Raw genomic sequence first — 20,885 nt, forward strand, 5'->3', positions numbered from 1 at the left:
AACTAAAAAAAACAACTAAAAAAAGTACAATGGCACACAACATAAAACCAGGCGTAGCTACAGGAGATCAGGTTCAGGAAATTTTTAATTATGCTAAAGAAAAAGGATTTGCACTTCCGGCAGTAAATGTTACGGGATCAAATACTATCAATGGTGTTCTTGAAACTGCCGCAAAACTAAACGCTCCGGTAATCATTCAATTTTCTAATGGTGGAGCACAATTTAACGCTGGAAAAGGACTTTCGAATGTAGGCGAAAAAGCTGCTATCGCTGGTGGTATAGCTGGTGCATTACATATTCATACTTTGGCGGAAGCTTACGGAGCAACTGTAATTTTACATACCGATCATTGTGCAAAAAAATTACTACCTTGGATTGACGGTTTATTAGATGCTTCAGAGGCACATTTTGCTAAAACTGGAAAGCCATTGTTCTCCTCCCACATGATTGATTTATCTGAAGAGCCAATCGAGGAAAACATCGAAATTTGCAAAGGCTATTTAGAAAGAATGAGCAAAATGGGAATGACACTTGAAATCGAACTTGGAATCACAGGTGGTGAAGAAGATGGTGTTGACAATTCAGATGTTGATAGTTCAAAATTATACACCCAACCGGAAGAAGTTGCTTACGCCTATGAAGAACTTTCTAAAGTAAGCCCAAGATTTACTATTGCTGCTGCTTTTGGAAATGTTCATGGGGTTTACAAGCCCGGAAATGTGAAATTGACTCCAAAAATCTTGAAAAACTCTCAGGATTTTGTTCAAAATAAATTTAACACAGGACACAATCCAGTAGATTTTGTTTTCCATGGTGGTTCTGGTTCTACATTGGAAGAAATCAGAGAAGGTATTAGCTACGGTGTCATAAAAATGAATATTGATACTGATTTGCAATTTGCATTTACGGAAGGTATTCGTGATTACATGGTTAAAAATATTGACTATTTGAAAACTCAAATTGGCAACCCAGAAGGAGCTGATGTACCAAATAAAAAACATTACGATCCAAGAAAATGGTTGCGTGAAAGTGAAGTTACTTTCAATACAAGACTTGAGCAAGCATTTGCTGACTTGAACAACGTGAATACATTATAAAAATAGTGGTCAGTTTTCAGTTTTTAGTGTTCAGTTCTCAAATGCTGATAATGGAACACTAAAACTGATTACAAAACACTGGATACCTAATTACTGAACACTGAATACTTGAAAAATGGCTTGGTTTAAAAGAAAAGAAAAAGGGATTACTACTGCTACCGAAGACAAAATGGACATTCCAAAAGGGCTTTGGTACAAATCTCCAACTGGAAAAATTATTGATGCCGACGAACTAGCTCGGAACTTATTTGTAAGTCCCGAAGATGGTTTTCATGTTAGAATAGGGAGTGCCGAATATTTTCAGATCTTATTTGACAACAATGAATTTGTTGAACTAGATAAAAACATGACTTCTAAAGATCCTTTGCATTTTGTGGACACTAAAAAATATGCAGACCGATTAAAAGATGTAATGGAGAAAACCAAACTTAAGGATGCAGTGCGCACAGGAGTGGGGAAATCTAAAGGAAAAGATGTGGTGATCTGCTGTATGGACTTTGCCTTTATTGGAGGATCCATGGGAGCTGTCGTGGGAGAAAAAATCGCAAGAGGAATTGACCACGCTATTCAAAACAAATTACCATTTGTAATGATTTCTAAATCCGGTGGAGCAAGAATGATGGAAGCTGCTTATTCATTAATGCAATTAGCTAAAACATCTGTAAAACTGGCTCAGCTAGCCGAAGCAAAACTACCTTACATTTCATTGTGTACAGACCCTACAACAGGAGGAACAACTGCGTCTTATGCCATGCTGGGAGACATCAACATTTCTGAACCCGGAGCACTCATTGGATTTGCCGGACCTAGAGTAGTAAGAGACACTACTGGTAAAGATTTACCGGAAGGCTTTCAAACTGCAGAGTTTCTTCTTGAACATGGTTTCTTAGACTTTATTACACCCCGAAAAGAATTGAAAGACAAGATTAACTTGTACATCGATTTGATTCAGAATAACAATATCAGATAAATGAAAATCCCGAGCAATCGGGATTTCTCATTTAAAATGAATAAATATTACTTTAACCAGATAGTACCAAAAACAGCTTCCAAAAATAGTAGAAACAATTTGTTACATTTTTATTGAGATTACGTATTCGGAAAACAGCATTTTTCACTACGAGTATGAATACAACTCTGATTACATTCCAGTTCTAATGGCCTCTACAGGGTCTAATTTAGACGCAGCGATAGCAGGAAGTATTCCAGAGATCAATCCTATTATTGCGGCCAATCCGGTTCCTAAAATAATATTTCCCATCCCCAAGACGAATTCAAAATCTAATGCTTTCGTTAAAACTACCGAAATAATCCAAACTAATAAAAGTCCAATTACCCCTCCGATAACGGAGAGGATAACCGCTTCAAATAAAAACTGAAACAATATAAACCTATTTTTGGCCCCTAGCGATTTTTGAATTCCAATTAAGCTAGTCCGTTCTTTTACAGAAACAAACATGATATTAGCTATCCCGAAACCACCCACTAGTAATGAAAAACCACTAATTACCCAACCCACAAGATTCATTTGACCCAAAATACCATCGATAAGATCCGTGAAACCAGAAAATACATTAATAAAAAAATTATCTATTTCTCCTGCTTTTAAACCTCTAAAACTCCTTAATTTTTGAGAAATCTCGCCTTTGTAGGCCTCCATATCTACCCCTTTTTGTGGTTTTAAAATAATAACATTAGTTAGAGAAGTATTATTATCTCCATACAATTGTCGAACGAAGTTTACTGGAATATAAGCTGATGTATCATTACTGTCACCAAACAAACCGGAGCCTTCTTTTTTTAAAACGCCAATTACGGTAAAGCGTTTTCCATACAAACGTACATTTTTACCAATAGGTTCCGATTCTTCAAACAAGGATTTTGCAATTTCGTTTCCTAAAACAATGACCGTAGCACCCGAATTGGCTTCAGATTCATTATAAAATCGTCCTTTTTCAAATTCTAGACCCTGTATATCGATAAACTCATGAGAAACTGGAACAATATTCACATCACTAACCGTCTTTGAATCATACTTGATGGATTCCCTTCTAGTAAATATTTGGTAGCTCATTTGCTCCGTATTAGTCATCGCCCCTTTCATATAGGTGTATTCATCGTATTTTACATTAGGGAACTGCTCTCTTTTCCATTGCGGAATATCAGAAGGGCCAAAAGAAAACTTCATCAAGTAAATGGTGTTTTTATCTAAACTACTCAAATCTTTAGTGATTTTTCTATCTAAGGAATCTACCGCCGCAAGTACTGCTATAATCGAAAAAATTCCAATTGTAACGCCTAATAAAGAAAGCAAGGTTCTTAACTTATTATTTTGCAAGGCACTCATAGCAAAACCAAAACTCTCTTTTAATAATCTTAGGTAAACTAACATACAATCTATTTTGTGTTAAAGTAAAATTCTATAAATATTATTCAAAAACCTAATGAATAATTGTTTGGTTATACTTATGGTCTATTATTTTTTATCCATCCATGAAATTGCAATAAAATTTACAATTATCTCAATTTCAAATGGCTTAATTTTAACATTAAAAAACTATTTTTGCATTTTATAATTATAACTACATAATGAGCACAACTAAAAAAATTCAATCGGCATTAATCTCAGTCTTTTCGAAAGAAGGATTGGAACCTATAGTAAGACAACTAAACAGTCAAAATGTTACACTTTATTCTACTGGAGGAACAGAGGATTTCATAAAAAATTTAGGGATTCCTGTAATTCCTGTTGAAGATGTGACTTCTTACCCTTCCATTTTAGGTGGTAGAGTAAAAACATTACACCCAAAAGTCTTCGGAGGAATACTAAATCGCCAAGATAATGAGAGTGATGTACAACAAATGCAAGAGTTTAACATTCCACAAATTGATTTGGTCATTGTTGACCTATATCCTTTTGAGAAAACGGTTGCATCAGGAGCTACTGAAGCAGATATAATTGAAAAGATAGATATTGGTGGTATTTCTTTAATTCGTGCTGCCGCAAAAAATTTCAAGGACACCGTAATCGTAGCGTCGGTTGATCAATACCCTTTACTACTAGATTTGATTACAGAGCAAAATGGCGCAACAACTTTGGAAGACAGAAAATTATTGGCTACAAAAGCATTTCATGTTTCGTCCCACTATGATACTGCTATCTTTAACTACTTCAACAAAGATGAAACCATTTATAAAGAAAGTATTGCCAATGGCCAAGTTTTAAGATATGGTGAAAACCCACATCAAAAAGGATTTTTCTTTGGTGACTTTGACGCGATGTTCAAAAAAGTTCATGGAAAAGAATTATCGTACAACAACTTATTGGATGTAGACGCTGCGGTAAATTTGATTAATGAATTCAAAAATGACGGTCCTACATTTGCCATATTAAAACACAATAACGCTTGCGGGCTAGCATCAAGAGCAAGCATTACCGAAGCTTATCTAGCCGCATTGGCGTGTGATCCTACTTCCGCTTTTGGAGGTGTTTTGATTTCCAATACCAAAATTGATATTGCAACTGCCAGAGAAATAAACAAATTGTTTTGCGAGGTCGTAATTGCTCCGGAATATGATGATGAAGCTACGGCTATTTTACAAGAAAAGAAAAACCGAATCATATTAGTGCAAAACGAGGTTGCATTACCGCAAAAACTAGTACGAACTTGCTTGAATGGGATTTTAGTTCAGGAAAGAAACAACATCACTGACAATAAAGAAGCCTTAAGAACCGTTACTATACATACGCCTACAGAACAAGAAATTCAAGATTTAATATTTGCGTCTAAAATTTGTAAAAACACAAAATCCAACACGATTGTTTTTGCTAAAAACGGCACACTTATTGCTTCTGGCACAGGACAAACATCACGAGTTGATGCCTTGCTACAAGCTATAGAAAAAGCTAAAAATTTTGGATTTGATTTGCATGGAGCGTCAATGGCAAGTGATGCATTTTTTCCTTTTCCCGATTGTGTGGAAATAGCTAAAAATGCCGGAATAACTGCCGTAATTCAGCCTGGAGGCTCAATAAAAGACGAATTGAGCATCAATTATTGCAACGAAAATAAAGTTGCAATGGTATTTACAGGAACTCGTCATTTTAAACATTAATTTGTTTAACTTTGTCCGTCACAAATTTATAACTTTTAACCCTTAAAAAACTTATGGGATTTTTTGATTTCATGACCGAGGATATTGCGATAGACCTTGGTACCGCTAATACTTTAATCATTCATAATGATAAAGTCGTAATTGACAGCCCTTCAATAGTAGCTCGCGATAGAGTTTCGGGCAAAATCATTGCTGTTGGTAAAGAAGCCAACATGATGCAGGGTAAAACACATGAAAACATTAAAACAATAAGGCCTTTAAAAGACGGTGTAATTGCTGATTTTGATGCTTCAGAAAAAATGATCAGTATGTTTATAAAAAGCATCCCAGCATTGAAAAAAAGAATGTTTACTCCAGCATTAAGAATGGTTGTTTGTATTCCATCTGGTATCACTGAAGTAGAGATGAGGGCAGTTAAAGAATCTTGTGAAAGGGTAAATGGTAAAGAAGTATATTTAATACACGAACCTATGGCAGCAGCTATAGGAATAGGTATTGACATTATGCAACCTAAGGGGAACATGATTGTTGACATCGGTGGGGGAACAACTGAAATTGCAGTAATCGCTCTAGGCGGAATTGTTTGTGACAAATCAGTTAAAATTGCCGGCGATGTATTTACCAATGACATCGTTTATTACATGCGTACCCAACACAACCTTTTTGTTGGAGAAAGTACTGCTGAAAAAATAAAAATACAAATTGGTGCCGCAATAGAAGATTTAGAAACTCCTCCTGAAGACATGTCAGTTCAAGGTAGAGATTTACTTACCGGTAAACCGAAGCAAGTTGAAGTTTCGTATAGAGAAATTGCCAAAGCACTTGACAAATCGATACAACGAATTGAAGATGCTGTAATGGAAACTTTATCTCAAACACCCCCAGAATTAGCGGCCGACATTTACAATACCGGTATCTATCTTGCTGGTGGGGGATCAATGCTTAGAGGTTTAGACAAAAGAATTTCGCAAAAAACAGATTTACCTGTTTATATTGCCGAAGATCCATTGAGAGCTGTTGTAAGAGGGACAGGTATGGCACTTAAAAATATCGTGAAATTTAAAAGTATCCTTATAAAATAACCAAAAAATAAATTCTAAATTCCAATTTTTACTTTTGATTATTAAAAAGAAGAATTTAGAATTTACTTTTTTTTGAATTATTTAATATTTAATTTTATACAATGCAGCAAATATTTAATTTTATTTTTAAAAACAGTAACAGAATACTGTTTTTGCTGCTTTTGGGTATCTCGTTATCACTCACGATTCAATCCCATTCCTTCCACAGAAGTAAAATAATAAGTTCCGCTAACTTTTTAAGTGGTGGTGTTTATGAAAGGGTGAATAATCTAAATGAGTATTTGAATCTAAAAACTCAAAATGATGCACTTGCTCTTGAAAATGCTAAACTAAAAAGCCTTCTATTTAATAGTAAAGACACTACTGCCGTTAAAACATTAGACAGTTTAAAAGGCGTAAAACCTGAAGACATACTAGTGTCAAAAGTGATTCACAATTCTTATAATGTCTATGAAAATTACCTCACATTAAATTCTGGCGAAATAGACGGCGTGAAGCCAGATATGGGAGTGATTAACAGTTTAGGCATCGTAGGGATAATTGAAAACACCTCCCCAAAATATTCTACTGTAATAAGCATCCTGAATAAAAGATCTCAAATCAATGCCAAAATTAAAAAATCAGATCATTTCGGTTCTTTAAACTGGAATGGCAAGAGTACTGGCTTTGTTCAATTAACAGATCTTCCCCGATTAGCATTAATAAAAATTGGAGACACTATTGTGACCGGAGGACAGTCCGTTATTTTTCCAGAAAACATCAACATTGGTACTATCGCTAAAATTTACAGAGACACACAAACCAATTATTACACACTGGATGTAAAACTTTTTAACGACATGACAAATTTAGGCCATGTTTACATCATAAAAAGTAAAGATCGTGAAGAAATTACTAATTTAGAAAAAAAAGAAAAGGATGAATAGCACCTTGTTAGTCAATATTTTCCGATTTATTCTGTTGTTAGCACTTCAAATTATTATCTTCAATAACATGAATTTCTTGGGCTATATCAGTCCTTTTCCATATATACTATTCATAATACTGTATCCTGTAAATGGAAATAAATCAGGCTTGGTAGCGGCTAGCTTCTTGCTTGGACTTATCATGGATCTGTTTACTAATTCCGGAGGAACACATGCGACGGCGTGTTTAGTTTTAGCTTATTTTAGACCTTCCATCTTTAAATTTGCATTTGGTCTGAGTTATGAATATCAAACCATAAGATTAAATGATGTTCTAACACCGCAACGCTTTTCATTTATATTACTTTCGGTAGTACTACATCACTTTACCTTATTTTTATTGGAAGCATTCCAATTGACCTTTATACTAGACACTTTAATAACTACATTATTAAGCACTGTATTCACAATCGTTATTTGCATTATCATAATATACCTCATTAAGCCAAACAAAAGATGAGAAAAGTCTTGTTGCCTTCCTTAATCATTCTTGCTACTACTTTACTTGTAATGCGAATATTTTATTTGCAAGTGGTTGACGACACTCTAAAATTAAAATCTGAAAATAACGCTATTAAAAAAAAATATGAGTATCCGGAACGGGGCTATATTTATGACCGCAAAGGAAAGTTATTAGTTGCTAATCAGGCTTCTTATGACATCATGGTAATACCTCGAGAAGTAAAAAAAACAGATACTTTAGAATTTTGCCAGTTGCTGAATATTACTAAAGAAGATTTTATTAAAAAAATTGAAAAAGCGAAGGTTTACAGTCCACGCTTACCGTCTGTTTTTCTATCGCAGTTAAATAAAAGCGAATTTGCAGCTTTTCAAGAGAAAATAAGAAAATACGAAGGATTTTATTTTCAAAAGCGTTCTCTTCGTGATTATGAAGTTGGTTTTGGCGCTAATGTTTTTGGATTTATTACTCAAGTAAACGAAAAATTAGTTGAAAAAAACCCATACTATAATAGTGGTGATTTAATAGGAAGACAAGGTGTTGAAGAGAGTTATGAAGATCTTTTACGTGGGGTAAAGGGAGTAAAGTATTTTCAGAAAGATAAATACAATCGTGAAATTGGCTCCTACAAAGATGGAAAATACGATACTATTGCAGTTCAAGGCGAAGATATCAATCTAACAATAGATGCTGAATTGCAAAAATATGGTGAGGAATTAATGATCAATAAAAGAGGTGGAATTGTTGCCATTGAACCTAGTACGGGAGAAATTCTGGCATTGGTTACTGCGCCATCTTATGACCCTTCTATATTAGTGGGGAGACAACGATCTAAAAATTATACTGAATTATACCGTGATTCTATTGCAAAACCGCTATATGATAGAGGTTTATTAGCCGAGTATCCTCCTGGGTCACCTTTCAAAATTTTAACCGGACTTGTTGCATTGCAAGAAGGTGTAATAGATGCAAACACAACCGTTAGTTGCAACCGTGGTTTTAGCTATGCACGAGGGCGATTCATGCGATGTCATTGTAGAGGTGGTAGCCTTCAGTTGCATAGAGGAATTTATGAATCTTGTAATTCCTATTTTGCTACAGCTTACATGAAAACAATAAACAAATATACTAAACCCGCACAAGCGGTAGATGTTTGGAGTAACCATATAAAAAGTTTTGGTCTAGGACAATTTATGGGCTATGATCTACCAACTGGTAAAAAAGGAAAAGTCCCCGATTCAAAAACATACAAACGCATATACCCGAATGGCGGATGGAGAAGCACCACTATCGTTTCTAACTCAATTGGTCAAGGTGAAGTCGTGATGACGCCTATTCAGTTAGCTAATATGATGGCAACAATCGCTAATGAAGGCTATTATTTTACCCCTCATATTATTAAAAAAATAGAAGGTCAAAGCATTGATAAAAAATTCACAACCAAGCATTTAACTACAATTGAGAAAAGACACTTCAAACCTATAATTAGTGGTTTATTTGACGTTTACAATATGGGAACTGCAAGTGCTCTTAAAGTGGAAGGAATTGATATTTGTGGCAAAACAGGAACGGCAGAAAATTTCGCTAAAATTGGTGGTAAAAGAGTCCAACTTAAAGACCATTCCATATTTGTTGCTTTTGCTCCAAAAGACAATCCTAAAATTGCTATTGCTATTATGGTTGAGAATGGAGGGTTTGGTGCAACAATAGCAGGACCTATAGCAAGTTTGATGATTGAAAAATACCTAAGACAAAAAATTACCAGACTTGATTTAGAAAAAAGAATACTTGCAACCAGCCTACAAAGTCAATATGCAAAATTAGGCGGACTTTCTGAAGCGGTAAAATTACAATTAAGAATTAGTGATTCTCTTCTAAAAAAGAAAACAATAATTCCCAATTTAAAAGTAAAAATTGATTCCACCAAAGAGAAAAAACAAGTTATTTAATTCAGATGAAAAATCAAAGTGTAACAAATAATATTGACTGGATAAGTATAATCATTTATGCGTCATTAGTTATTATGGGGTGGTTGAATATCTATTCTTCTTCTTTATCTTCAATGGAAGACACTTATGAAAAACAATTAATATTTATTGTACTTACCATTCCCTTGATTTTCATCGTACTCTCAGTGGACGGGAAATTTTATGAGAAATATGCAAGTATCATATTTAGTGTTTCACTACTATCACTTGCGGGATTATTTTTATTTGGAAAAACAATAGCCGGACAACGCTGTTGGTATGCTATAGGAAGTTTTACAATTCAACCTTCTGAATTTGCAAAAGCAGCAACAGCATTGGCTTTAGCAAAATATTTAAGTGACACCCAAATCAATCTTAAGGATGTAACCAGACAATGGCAAGCATTAGCTATAATCTTACTACCGGTACTACTAATTCTACCACAACCCGATCCTGGAAGTGCCTTAATTTACAGCATATTTATCATCGTTTTATATCGTGAAGGTCTTCCTGCTTGGTATGTATGGACTGGTTTTGTAACTATTCTTCTATTTGTCCTAACGTTAGTATTAGAACCACAATATGTAATTCTCATTGGATTTATCATTTTGTTAATCGTACATTTCAAATCTCGATTAGGTGATAGAAATATCGTTCTTAGCAGTATACTTTTTGTGCTAATTTCTGGATTTGTCTTATCAGTAGATTATGTGTTTGACAATGTGTTCAAACAACACCACAGAGATCGATTCAACATACTTTTAGGAAAAACCGTAGACATGAAAGGGATTGGATACAATACCAATCAGTCAGAAATTGCAATTGGTTCTGGAGGTTGGATTGGAAAAGGATTTCTCGAAGGCACCCAGACTAAAGGTGGCTTTGTACCGGAACAACATACCGATTACATATTTACTACAGTAGGAGAAGAATGGGGATTTGCGGGTTCATTAGTGGTTATCGCTCTTTTTACCGGCTTATTTCTTAGAATAATTTATTTGGCTGAAAGGCAAAAAACAAAATTTAGCAGGGTTTATGGCTATTGTGTTGCCGGTATTTTGTTTACACATTTCTTTGTAAATATTGCTATGGTTGTTGGAATTTTTCCAACGATTGGAGTACCGTTGCCCTTCTTCTCTTATGGAGGGTCCGGACTATGGGGATTCACTATTTTACTATTTATTTTTATCAAAATGGATGCTAATAAAGTAAACGAGTGGTAAAATTATATCTAAAGATTTATTTTGCTTAACATCTAAACATCTTTGTAAAGCTTAGTTTACTTTCAATAAATTAAACGTTAAATATAACTTTCTGTTTTAAAAAATTAGCTAGCTTCAATAACACCCTTTTGCTAGTTTAATATAAACAGTTCCTTATTACATTCATAATGGTTTGAGTTAGATGATAGTTTAGTTGACTCAGTTACGATGCATGCACAACAAGAACTGGCAGAACAAAATCATCTATAGCAAATTACAATTAGTCCCTACTATTTACAAAATAGAAACGCCCAAGAAATTATTTAAATTTCTTGGGCGTTTCAGCTTACTATTATTATCTATTATAGATCTAACTTAAGATTTTGCCAATTTATCTTTTTTGATTTTAACCGGAACACTCTTTTTAGAAATTGCTTTTGATTGCAAATCATCCAAAACATTTAGGGCTTCCTCTACGTAAATATCTTTAGATAGCGCTTCATGCCATCTTTCTCTCTTTTCTTTCAAAGTTATATCTTTACTCATGGCGTCTGCTTCATAAGGCAATGAAGTAAATGTTAATGCATTCTTATAGTCTATAATTGGTTTGTATTTTTTAGCTTTCTCTTCAATTTCTGATTGAGCGATTTTAAATTTATCAATATTCAAACTATAAACGTTTTCTTCACTTCTACTATCAATCCATTTTGCATTTTCTTCTATTAACTGAAATTGCGAATTTTCATTAATCCTGTTCTTACTATTAATGATCGCTTGGCTAAAATTAGCATTATTGTTCCACACGGTATAATCAGCCTGATCAATTTTGTCCCAAGGCATCGCATTATCAACATCACGCTCTCCCATTTTTAAATAGGCATAACGATCTGGCATAACAATATCACTACGCACTCCTTCTAATTGTGTTGAACCCCCATTAATTCTATAAAATTTTTGGGTAGTAGTTTTAATGGCTCCCAAATCTCCAACGGAACTACTCCTTACAAATTGATTTAAATCAATAACATTTTGAACTGTTCCTTTACCATATGTCTGTTTACTACCAATAATAATTCCTCTTTTATAATCCTGTATGGCAGCAGCCAAAATCTCAGATGCGGAAGCAGAAAAACTATTTACCATAATTACCAAAGGACCGTCCCACTCTATTTTTGAATCTCGATCATAAAGCACTTCTTTTTTTCTACCTGCAGATTTAATCTGAACGATTGGCCCTTGCTCAATAAACAATCCTGCAATATCGACCACGGTAGATAAAGATCCACCACCATCATCCCTAACATCAAGTACAATACCGTTAACTCCTGCTTTTTTCAATCGATCAACTTCAATGGCAATATCTTTTCCCGCATCTCTCCCATTAGTGTTCTCAAAATCAATATAAAATTTCGGTAAATAGATAACCCCGTATTTCAATCCATTTTTATTTACAATACTCGATTTTGCATACGTTTCTTCTATTTCTACAATATCTCTAACAATAGAAATAACTTTAATTGTTCCATCCACTTTTTTAACGGTAAGACGTACTTCGGAACCTTTAGGTCCTTTAATTTTCTTTACAACGTCATCAAGGCGCATCCCAACAACATCAACAGCTTCTCCATTTCCTTGCGCAACCTTCATAATTAAATCTCCTGCCTCCAGTTGTTTTCCTCTCCAAGCTGGCCCTCCTGAAATAAGCTCAGAAATTTCAGTTAAATCGTTTTTCTTTTGAAGACGAGCGCCAATTCCTTCTAATTTACCACTAATACTCACATCAAAGCGCTCTTTTTCTTCAGCAGCAAAATAATTGGTATGCGGATCAAAACGAGCGGTAATTGAATTGATATAAACCGAAAACCAATCATTTCTATCTAAGTCCTTTATAAATCCAAAATATTCATCTAAGGATTTTACCGAACTTTCTCTGGTTTCTTTTTCTAAAACATCAAAAGACTTGATGCTGTAGTTTGTATCATTTTTCTTTTTATCCTGTTCTAATTTTTGTTTATCAATTAGAGATGATAGTGTTGATAATTTAATTTGCTTGCGCCATTTGTCCTTAAGTTCAGTTATATTTTTTGGGTAAGGAGCCTTCTCATAATCTATATTAAAACTTTCGTCAATAGTGTAATCAAAAGGAGTACTTAATACCTCTTTATAAATTTTAGTGCTTTCATTCATTCTTTTCATCAAACGATCGTAGGTTAAATTAAAGAATGACAAATCTTTATTCAACAACTGGTCGTCTAATTGCAACTCGAATTTTGAAAATTCTTCAATATCAGCTTGCATAAAAAAACGTTTGGAAGGATCCAACGCCTCTATATAATCTTTATATATTCCTTTTGAGAAAGCATCGTCAATTGTTGCAGGACTGTAATGCCCTTTTTCTATAACAAAGGTCAGTAACTCCAAAAGCAGTTTGTCTTTTTCTGGATCTGCCGTTTTTGAAGTATTCATTTTAAAGGCAAACAATGTCACCGAAATACATACGACAACAAGTATAATTTTATAATTTCTTTTCATAAAGTTAAGAATAGTATTCATGAATTTTTATTCTAAGTTACGGTAAAAACTATGCCAACAGCAGCGGAGTCTCCATAAATTTTTGTTAAAGATATAAAAAATGTTTTTTTTTATTCTGCGAAATGTATCAAGATAACATATTTTTATCTTTTGTTTACTGAATCCCATTCGGTGTCATTACATTTGCCATCAAAATCATAAAAATCAAACTTTCTTTGCTAAATAATGAAAAAAATAAAACCCTTAATTTTAATAACTAACGATGATGGTGTTTCAGCACCTGGTCTTAGAGCATTAATTTCAGTTATGGCTGAATTAGGAGATATTGTTGTGGTCGCACCAGATACACCCCAAAGTGCCATGGGTCATGCCATTACTATAAACAGCACTTTATATTTAAATAAAATCTCAAAAGAAAACGATCCCTTTCTTGAATACAGTTGTTCCGGAACACCAGTAGACTGTGTAAAACTTGCGGTCAACGAAATTTTGAAACGAAAACCTGACCTGTGTGTCTCAGGTGTTAACCACGGTTCAAATTCTTCTATAAATGTAATTTATTCCGGAACAATGAGTGCCGCTGTTGAAGCAGGAATTGAGGGAATTCCAGCTATCGGTTTTTCGTTGTTGGATTACGATTGGAACGCTAATTTTGATGCTATAAAATCTTTTATTCACAAAATTTCAGTAGAAGTTTTAGAAAACGGCCTGCCGGAAGGGGTAGTTTTGAATGTTAATTTTCCCAAATTAGAGAAAAAAAACATCAAAGGAATTCGGATCTGCCGTCAAGCAAAAGCTATTTGGGTAGAAAAATTCGATAAAAGAAAAACACCTCAAGGAAGAGATTATTACTGGCTTGCAGGTGAATTTGTAAACCAAGACAAAGGAGAAGATACGGATGAATGGGCCTTAGAAAATGGATTTATATCGGTTGTACCTGTTCAATTTGATTTGACAGCACATCATGCTATACAACAACTTAATACCTGGAAATGGAATGAATAAAAAAGATTTACTACTCGGCTTTTTAATAGGTTTTGCCACGACACTCTTTGGTTCGTATATTTTTATCACTTTTTTTACTGAATTCAAGTTTATTGCGGGGATCCAAATTATGAAATCACAAGGAAATTTGGGAAAAATAATCACATTAGGATCTATACTTGCCTTACTGACCTTTGGAATTTTGCTAAAAATAAATAAAGAAATAATGGCGCGTGGAGTAGTTTTGGCTGTAATTGTCTTGGCGATACTCACTATCTTTATTTGAATTTACTTTTGTTCTCGAAAAAGCAGGGGACGTTAAATATGATTTAATCCGTTTAAATTTTCTAACCGAAAAAAAATGAAATATTATATAATTGCAGGAGAAGCTTCAGGTGATTTGCACGGCTCTAATTTGATGAAAGAACTCTATAAAAAAGATCCTACTGCCGAAATCCGTTTTTGGGGTGGTGAATTGATGCAAAGTGCTGGAGGGACATTAGTGAAACATTACCGAGAATTAGCCTTCATGGGTTTCATTGAAGTGATTTTCAACCTTAAAACCATTCTGAACAACATCAAGATATGCAAAAAAGATATTGTAGGGTTTCGGCCCGATGTTCTTGTTTTTATTGACTATCCAGGTTTTAATTTACGAATTGCAAAATGGGCCAAAAAATTAGGTATGAAAACGCACTATTATATTTCTCCTCAAATTTGGGCTTGGAAGGAAAGTAGAATTACAGATATTAAGCGCGATATTGATAAAATGTATGTGATTTTGCCTTTCGAAAAAAAATTTTACGAAGACAAACATCATTTCCCGGTGGAATTTGTTGGTCATCCACTGATTGATGCAATTCACAACCAAGCAGCAGTTGATCCCGTTCTTTTCAGAAAAGAAAACCAATTAAACGATAAACCAATTATCGCTATTTTACCCGGTAGTAGAAAACAGGAAATTACTAAAATGCTCTCTGTAATGCTAAGTATTGTCCCTGATTTTCCAGACTATCAATTTGTAATTGCCGGAGCTCCTAGTCAGGAATTTTCTCTTTATAACACTTTCATTACTCAGGAAAACATAAAATTTATCTCTAATAAAACCTATGATTTATTGCGTAATGCAACAGCTGCATTAGTTACGTCAGGAACTGCTACACTTGAAACAGCACTTTTTAAAGTTCCAGAAGTAGTATGCTATAAAGGAAGTTGGGTTTCGTACCAAATTGCGAAACGAGTCATTACACTCAAATACATTTCACTAGTAAATTTAATCATGGATGAAGAAGTTGTCACCGAGTTAATTCAAGAGCAATGCAATACAAGACGCATACGGGAGGAACTTCAAAAAATACTAAAAACCAACAATCGCAATACGCTTTTAGAAAAATATGCGTTATTAGAAGAGCAATTAGGCGGAATTGGGGCTAGTGAAAAAACAGCCACGCTGATTGTTAGTGATTTAAAATAAATCTTAATTTACTTTAAATTCTAAAATCAACTAAAAACAAACCCTTTTGAAACGTTTCCTGTATCTTTTATTGCTTGTTACTTTTTTTACCGCTTGTAAATCTACCTCCTCAATTGAACCTTCAAAAAAAGGCGCTACGAAAGAAAAATCATCTCGGTCCGATAAGAGAAAAAATAATCAATTAGCAGAACAATTAATAAATTCAGCCGCTGAAAATATTGGTACAAAATATAAATACGGGGGCACTACTAGCAACGGTTTTGACTGTTCCGGTTTGATGTATACTGTATTTCGTTCAGAAAACATAACCTTACCTCGCAATTCGTTTGAACAATCAAAAATAGGGATCGTATTAGATGAAAAACGAGATCAGGCCCAAAAAGGAGACTTGATATTCTTTAAAACCAGCAAAAAAACACACATAAACCATGTAGGAATAGTGATAGAAGTCACAGATGAAGAAATAAAATTCATACATTCCTCTACTTCAAAAGGAGTAATTATTTCCTCAACTAAAGAACCCTATTATAAAAAAACATTTGTTCAGATCAATCGAATACTTTAGCAATTAAATAGACCCTAACCGAAATGGAATATTTAACTAAACAGATGCTCTAAAAATAAATCTATTTCTTACTAAAATTACGTACTTTAGGGTTATGAAAGTACTACGATTCCCTTTAGCAAGAATAACAATCGGGTTTGTATTAGGGTTGCTTTTCGCACATTACGTGCAACCTTCTATTTTGTCAGTTTTCACTATTCTTTTAATCTCCATTATTCTTTTTGGAACACTGTACTTTTTCTCTAAAAGTAAAGGCTCCATTTATTTTGGTATTGGAACTTATCTTCTGTCTTTTATTATTGGTATTTCTAACCAAATAGTTCATACTGATTCTTTTCAGAAAAGCAATTACACTCATAACTTAGAAATTTTTGCACGACCCCTTTCAATTTCTATTACGATAAGAGAAAAACTAAAAAGCAATCTGTTTAGCGACCGATACATTGCCATTGTAAACCGTATAGGTGGAAAAGAACAAACCGGAAAGATTATACTAAACATTCAAAAGAACAGTTCAAAACACGCAATTAAAGCAGGGAATTTTTTACTGATTAAAGGAATACTAACGAGAAACAAACCGCCAAATAATCCTAATCAATTTGATTATAGTAAGTACCTGAAAAACAAACAAATTTATGCACAACTATATGCCAACGTTGACCAAATAAAAATTAGTACTGAAAGTGAGAAAAACATCTGGTACTATTCTTCTCAATTAAGAACTAGAATTATTAAAAATTTAGAGAAAAATAACTTTAACAAATCCGAGCTGAATGTAGCTATTGCTTTAATCATGGGACAACAACAAGATATTGCTCCAGAAATTATTCGGGATTATCAATATGCAGGAGCCGTTCATATCTTATCCGTATCGGGATTACATATTGGATTTATATTGCTTTTTGTAACATATATGCTACAAGCAATTCCAAACACAAAGCGAGGTTCTTTTATCAAGTTACTCGTCATTCTCCTCTCCTTATCCATGTTTGGAATCATTGCGGGTTTAGCGCCTTCTGTGGTTCGATCCGTAACCATGTTTTCCTTTGTAGCCATTGGAAATCATCTCCGGAGAAGCGTAAACATATACCACACTTTATTAGTTTCTGCGTTGTTGATTTTACTTTTTGAACCTTCTTTTTTATTTGATGTTGGTTTTCAATTGAGCTATATCGCTTTGTTTTTTATTGTTTGGTTACAGCCACTTCTGGCTTCGATTTGGTTACCTAAAAACAAAGTTTCAAACTACATCTGGAATATTCTAACCGTTTCTATTGCCGCACAAATAGGTACTTTACCACTAAGCATTTATTATTTTCATCAGTTTCCGTGCTTATTTTTTATAACCAATTTAGTTATTATTCCAGTATTAAGTTTCATTATGATTTTAGGAGTGCTTGTCATGCTTATGGCTGCATTCAACCTTATTCCTCCTTTTCTTTCTGACCTATTGGAATCAAGCATTTACTGTTTGAACAAAATTATCAACGCAATTGCTTCCTTCGAACAGTTCATCATTCAGGACATACCACTTCATTTTTATTTTTTACTGAGCGGTTATACATTACTATTTACAGTAATCATTTGGTTTAAAAAACCAAGCTTTAATAAATTGATTGCAGTCTTAATTTCCATAATTATATTACAACTTTCTTATTTTAAAATACATTGGAAAATCCTAAACGAACAGGAACTACTGGTTTTTAACAGCAAAAACAGCACTTTGATTACAGAAAGGAAAGGTGAACATATTTTACTATATGCCAATGACAGCCTTTTAAATACTGCTCAGCAAAACCGCCTTTTAAAATCCTATCGCATCGCACATTTAAGCACTTTATTACAAAAACGACAACTTTCTAACTTTATCTATTTTAATGGAAAAAAGATTTTTGTTTTAGACAGCTCCGGACTTTATCCGGAAAACAGCGCCCCAGATATTATCCTATTGACACAATCTGCTAAAATAAATTTAGATCGTATGCTACAAAAGATGAAACCAAAATTAGTCATTGCCGATGCATCCAACTTTAAAACCATTCAAAAAAAATGGAAAGCCAGTTGTGAAAAACAAAAAATCCCTTTTCACGCAACTGGTGAAAAGGGATTTTATAGATTGAATTAAACTTTTATTTTTTAAGAAAACTATTGGCTACAGCTAACCAAGCGGAAGGTCCACCAGCGACGTAACCCGTACTCCCGATGCCTTCAAAACTCACTTTGCCTTCTTTTGTGACTCCATTTGCTAATATAATGGTTGGAAATCCTTGAATTCCAAAAGCCATTTGCAATTCGTTATTCTGCTTTTTTATGTCCGGCGTTTGGAGTGCTTTCCTTGGATAATCTAATTCTACTAAAACCACGTTTTCCTTGGCCCAAGCGGCAAATTCAGGTGTTCTCAACACTTCTTTCTGCAAACGGATACACCATCCACACCAATCGCTTCCGGTGAAAAATAACAATAATGGTTTTTTAGTTTCATTCGAAATTTCCATTGCCTTATTGACATTGGTCTCCCAAACTAACTCCTGTGCTTCTGCTGCAAATGATCCAGCAAAAAGTAATACGGCAACTATAATTTTCTTCATACCTATAATTTTAGTGATTCTAAATTCAAAAATGATGCCTAAAATTTATCGAACACCATGCATCAACTTTTTAATAACAGGAGTCATCGCAACAGAGAATAAAGCAACTACAATGGAAATTATAGTTAACATCCAGAAGAAGTAACTTAATCCATGTTCATTGGCTATTTTATCAATATTTTCTCCAAACATACCTGCACCTTTCATACCGATTGCTACTGCTAAATACCAAACACCAAACATGAAAGCAATCATACGAGCTGGAACTAATTTACTTACATAAGATAATCCTACCGGTGAGATACACAACTCTGCCATGGTATGGAAAAGATACACTAAGATAAGCCAGATCATACTCACTGAAGCTGTTTTTGCTCCCGCTTCGATTCCACTTGCGCCAAAGGCGACACAAGCCATTCCAAGGGCTAACAATCCCATTCCGATTCCATATTTTAAATTTGCAGAAGGATTGTATTTGCTTTCCCACCATTTTGAAAATAATGGTGCCAAAGAGATAATGAACAAGGAGTTTAAGGTAGAAAACCAAGTTGCAGGAACTTCTGTCAAGGCAGTCGTTACTTTGTCAATTTTTAATGTTTGTAAAGTTGCATCTGATAATGTCAAATATCCAGCTGTGTAATAATCTTTAGTCAACATCCAGATCGCTATAACCCAAATAATAATAAAACTGATGCTCAGAATAATATTTGCAAGGGCATAAAACTGGAAGGTTTGTTTAAATAATAAAATTAAAACCCAAGTAATAATGACCAATGGTAAAATCGTAATCAAGGAATTCATTACTAGAAAAACCACGCTCCAATTACCTGTTAACACCCGATCTGTGTAATCATTCGCAAAAATGGTTAAACTGTTTGGAGATTGTTCAAAAATTGCCCAGAAGAAAATTGTCAAAAAGGCAAAGAAAGTTACCGCTATTAATTTTTCCTTAGTAATTTTAGAATATTGGGTAAACCTATAAATCAACAATATAATAAAAACAACTAGTGCTGAAAGTATCGCAATAGCATTACCATCTTTTCCAAGAAATGAAAAAATATTTACTTTGCCCCCAGATATTTTGGAAGCAGGATCATTCACAAGCCATAATAACGCTAATATAGAAGAAAAAGCAATAGCTGCTAATTGTATTGGTGAAAAAGGATTTCTTTTATCCGTATCCAAAGCTTCTGCTTTCGCCTTGCTTTCTTTGTTTGGTTTTAAACCAATGTCTCCAAAGATATTTTGAGACAACCAAAACTGTAACATTCCGAAAAACATAAAAATCCCGGCTAAACCAAAACCATACGTCCAACCTACTTTTTCTCCTAAATAACCACAAAGTAAAATACCAAAGAAAGCTCCGGCATTTACACCCATGTAAAATAAAGTGTAGGCACCATCTTTCTTTTCAGGACGGTCTTTGTACATTTCAGACACGATTGATGTCATGTTTGGTTTAAAAAAACCATTCCCAAAAACCAATAATACTAATCCTAAATAAATAGAAAATTCTGTTTCAACAGCCATAGAAGCATGTCCTAAAGTCATTAAACTGGCTCCAACAACAACAGCCCATCTAAAACCAATTACTTTATCGGCAAAATAACCACCTAACATTGTGGATAAATAAACCAACCCAACATAGGATCCAAATAAAGCAGAAGCATTTTCACGAGTCCATTCCCAACCGCCATCTGTAAAAGAAGCTGTTAAAAATAATATCAGTAAAGAACGCATTCCGTAGAATGAAAATCGCTCCCACATCTCTGTGAAAAACAAAACGAATAATCCCGCTGGATGCCCTAATACGGTACTTTTAAAAAATTGATCTGTAGTATTTTCACTCATAT

The 20,885-nt window shown here is 34.1% G+C and carries 17 protein-coding genes; 13 read left to right on the forward strand and 4 right to left on the reverse strand.

The features are described from left to right. The first annotated feature begins 29 nt into the window (after positions 1–29). Both fbaA and accD read left to right on the forward strand, forming a co-directional pair. Positions 30–1,097: a class II fructose-bisphosphate aldolase gene (gene fbaA, locus AC0608_RS02520; protein ID WP_417959302.1), complete on the forward strand. Its 1,068-nt coding sequence runs from the start codon at positions 30–32 to the stop codon at positions 1,095–1,097. Between the two features lie 115 nt (positions 1,098–1,212). Next, positions 1,213–2,067: an acetyl-CoA carboxylase, carboxyltransferase subunit beta gene (gene accD / locus AC0608_RS02525; protein ID WP_416854355.1), complete on the forward strand. Its 855-nt coding sequence runs from the start codon at positions 1,213–1,215 to the stop codon at positions 2,065–2,067. 171 nt (positions 2,068–2,238) lie between these two features. On the opposite strand, the gene AC0608_RS02530 is transcribed toward accD, so the two are convergent. Next, positions 2,239–3,489: an ABC transporter permease gene (locus tag AC0608_RS02530; RefSeq protein ID WP_417959301.1), complete on the reverse strand. Its 1,251-nt coding sequence runs from the start codon at positions 3,487–3,489 to the stop codon at positions 2,239–2,241. A gap of 197 nt (positions 3,490–3,686) precedes the next feature. Between AC0608_RS02530 and purH the strand changes: the two genes are divergently transcribed. The 6 genes from purH to rodA all read left to right on the forward strand — a co-directional run bounded on the left by purH (position 3,687) and on the right by rodA (position 10,910). Then, positions 3,687–5,213: a bifunctional phosphoribosylaminoimidazolecarboxamide formyltransferase/IMP cyclohydrolase gene (purH, locus tag AC0608_RS02535; protein ID WP_478288017.1), complete on the forward strand. Its 1,527-nt coding sequence runs from the start codon at positions 3,687–3,689 to the stop codon at positions 5,211–5,213. 53 nt (positions 5,214–5,266) lie between these two features. Next, positions 5,267–6,295 (forward strand): rod shape-determining protein, encoded by a 1,029-nt coding sequence (locus AC0608_RS02540; RefSeq protein WP_269686529.1) that lies wholly within the window; start codon positions 5,267–5,269, stop codon positions 6,293–6,295. 101 nt (positions 6,296–6,396) lie between these two features. Beyond that, positions 6,397–7,221 (forward strand): rod shape-determining protein MreC, encoded by an 825-nt coding sequence (gene mreC / locus AC0608_RS02545; RefSeq protein ID WP_478288018.1) that lies wholly within the window; start codon positions 6,397–6,399, stop codon positions 7,219–7,221. Then, positions 7,214–7,720, forward strand: a complete 507-nt coding sequence (mreD, locus tag AC0608_RS02550) for a rod shape-determining protein MreD (RefSeq protein WP_478288019.1) — start codon at positions 7,214–7,216, stop codon at positions 7,718–7,720. Before mreC ends, mreD begins: the two co-directional genes overlap by 8 nt. Then, positions 7,717–9,669: a penicillin-binding protein 2 gene (gene mrdA / locus AC0608_RS02555; protein WP_478288020.1), complete on the forward strand. Its 1,953-nt coding sequence runs from the start codon at positions 7,717–7,719 to the stop codon at positions 9,667–9,669. The genes mreD and mrdA overlap by 4 nt, the downstream gene beginning before the upstream one ends. Positions 9,670–9,674: 5 nt before the next feature. After that, a complete protein-coding gene (gene rodA / locus AC0608_RS02560) occupies positions 9,675–10,910 on the forward strand; it encodes a rod shape-determining protein RodA (protein ID WP_478288021.1) in 1,236 nt (411 codons plus the stop codon). Between the two features lie 354 nt (positions 10,911–11,264). On the opposite strand, the gene AC0608_RS02565 is transcribed toward rodA, so the two are convergent. Next, positions 11,265–13,442: a carboxy terminal-processing peptidase gene (locus AC0608_RS02565; RefSeq protein ID WP_417959295.1), complete on the reverse strand. Its 2,178-nt coding sequence runs from the start codon at positions 13,440–13,442 to the stop codon at positions 11,265–11,267. Positions 13,443–13,646: 204 nt separating this feature from the next. Between AC0608_RS02565 and surE the strand changes: the two genes are divergently transcribed. From surE to AC0608_RS02590, 5 genes are all read left to right on the forward strand, one after another. Beyond that, positions 13,647–14,426 carry a 5'/3'-nucleotidase SurE gene (surE, locus tag AC0608_RS02570; RefSeq protein WP_478288022.1) on the forward strand — a complete coding sequence of 260 codons (780 nt, stop codon included), beginning with the start codon at positions 13,647–13,649 and terminating at the stop codon, positions 14,424–14,426. Next, entirely contained in the window at positions 14,419–14,691 is a 273-nt protein-coding gene (locus tag AC0608_RS02575; protein WP_417959293.1) for a hypothetical protein, read from the forward strand. Before surE ends, AC0608_RS02575 begins: the two co-directional genes overlap by 8 nt. A 75-nt stretch (positions 14,692–14,766) precedes the next feature. Continuing rightward, positions 14,767–15,879, forward strand: coding sequence for a lipid-A-disaccharide synthase (lpxB, locus tag AC0608_RS02580; RefSeq protein WP_478288023.1), 1,113 nt, complete (start codon positions 14,767–14,769; stop codon positions 15,877–15,879). 46 nt (positions 15,880–15,925) lie between these two features. Continuing rightward, entirely contained in the window at positions 15,926–16,444 is a 519-nt protein-coding gene (locus AC0608_RS02585) for a C40 family peptidase (RefSeq protein WP_478288024.1), read from the forward strand. A 94-nt stretch (positions 16,445–16,538) separates the two neighbouring features. Further along, complete coding sequence (locus tag AC0608_RS02590; protein ID WP_478288025.1) at positions 16,539–18,569, forward strand: ComEC/Rec2 family competence protein; 2,031 nt, start codon at positions 16,539–16,541, stop codon at positions 18,567–18,569. A gap of 4 nt (positions 18,570–18,573) precedes the next feature. Here AC0608_RS02590 and AC0608_RS02595 read toward each other — a convergent pair whose 3' ends face one another. Together AC0608_RS02595 and AC0608_RS02600 are read right to left on the reverse strand one after the other, a co-directional pair. Then, positions 18,574–19,032, reverse strand: coding sequence for a thioredoxin family protein (locus AC0608_RS02595; protein ID WP_478288026.1), 459 nt, complete (start codon positions 19,030–19,032; stop codon positions 18,574–18,576). A gap of 45 nt (positions 19,033–19,077) precedes the next feature. Continuing rightward, a complete protein-coding gene (locus AC0608_RS02600) occupies positions 19,078–20,883 on the reverse strand; it encodes a peptide MFS transporter (RefSeq protein ID WP_417959287.1) in 1,806 nt (601 codons plus the stop codon). Positions 20,884–20,885 lie beyond the last annotated feature (2 nt).

The sequence above is a fragment of the Flavobacterium sp. GNP008 genome, from assembly GCF_056428965.1.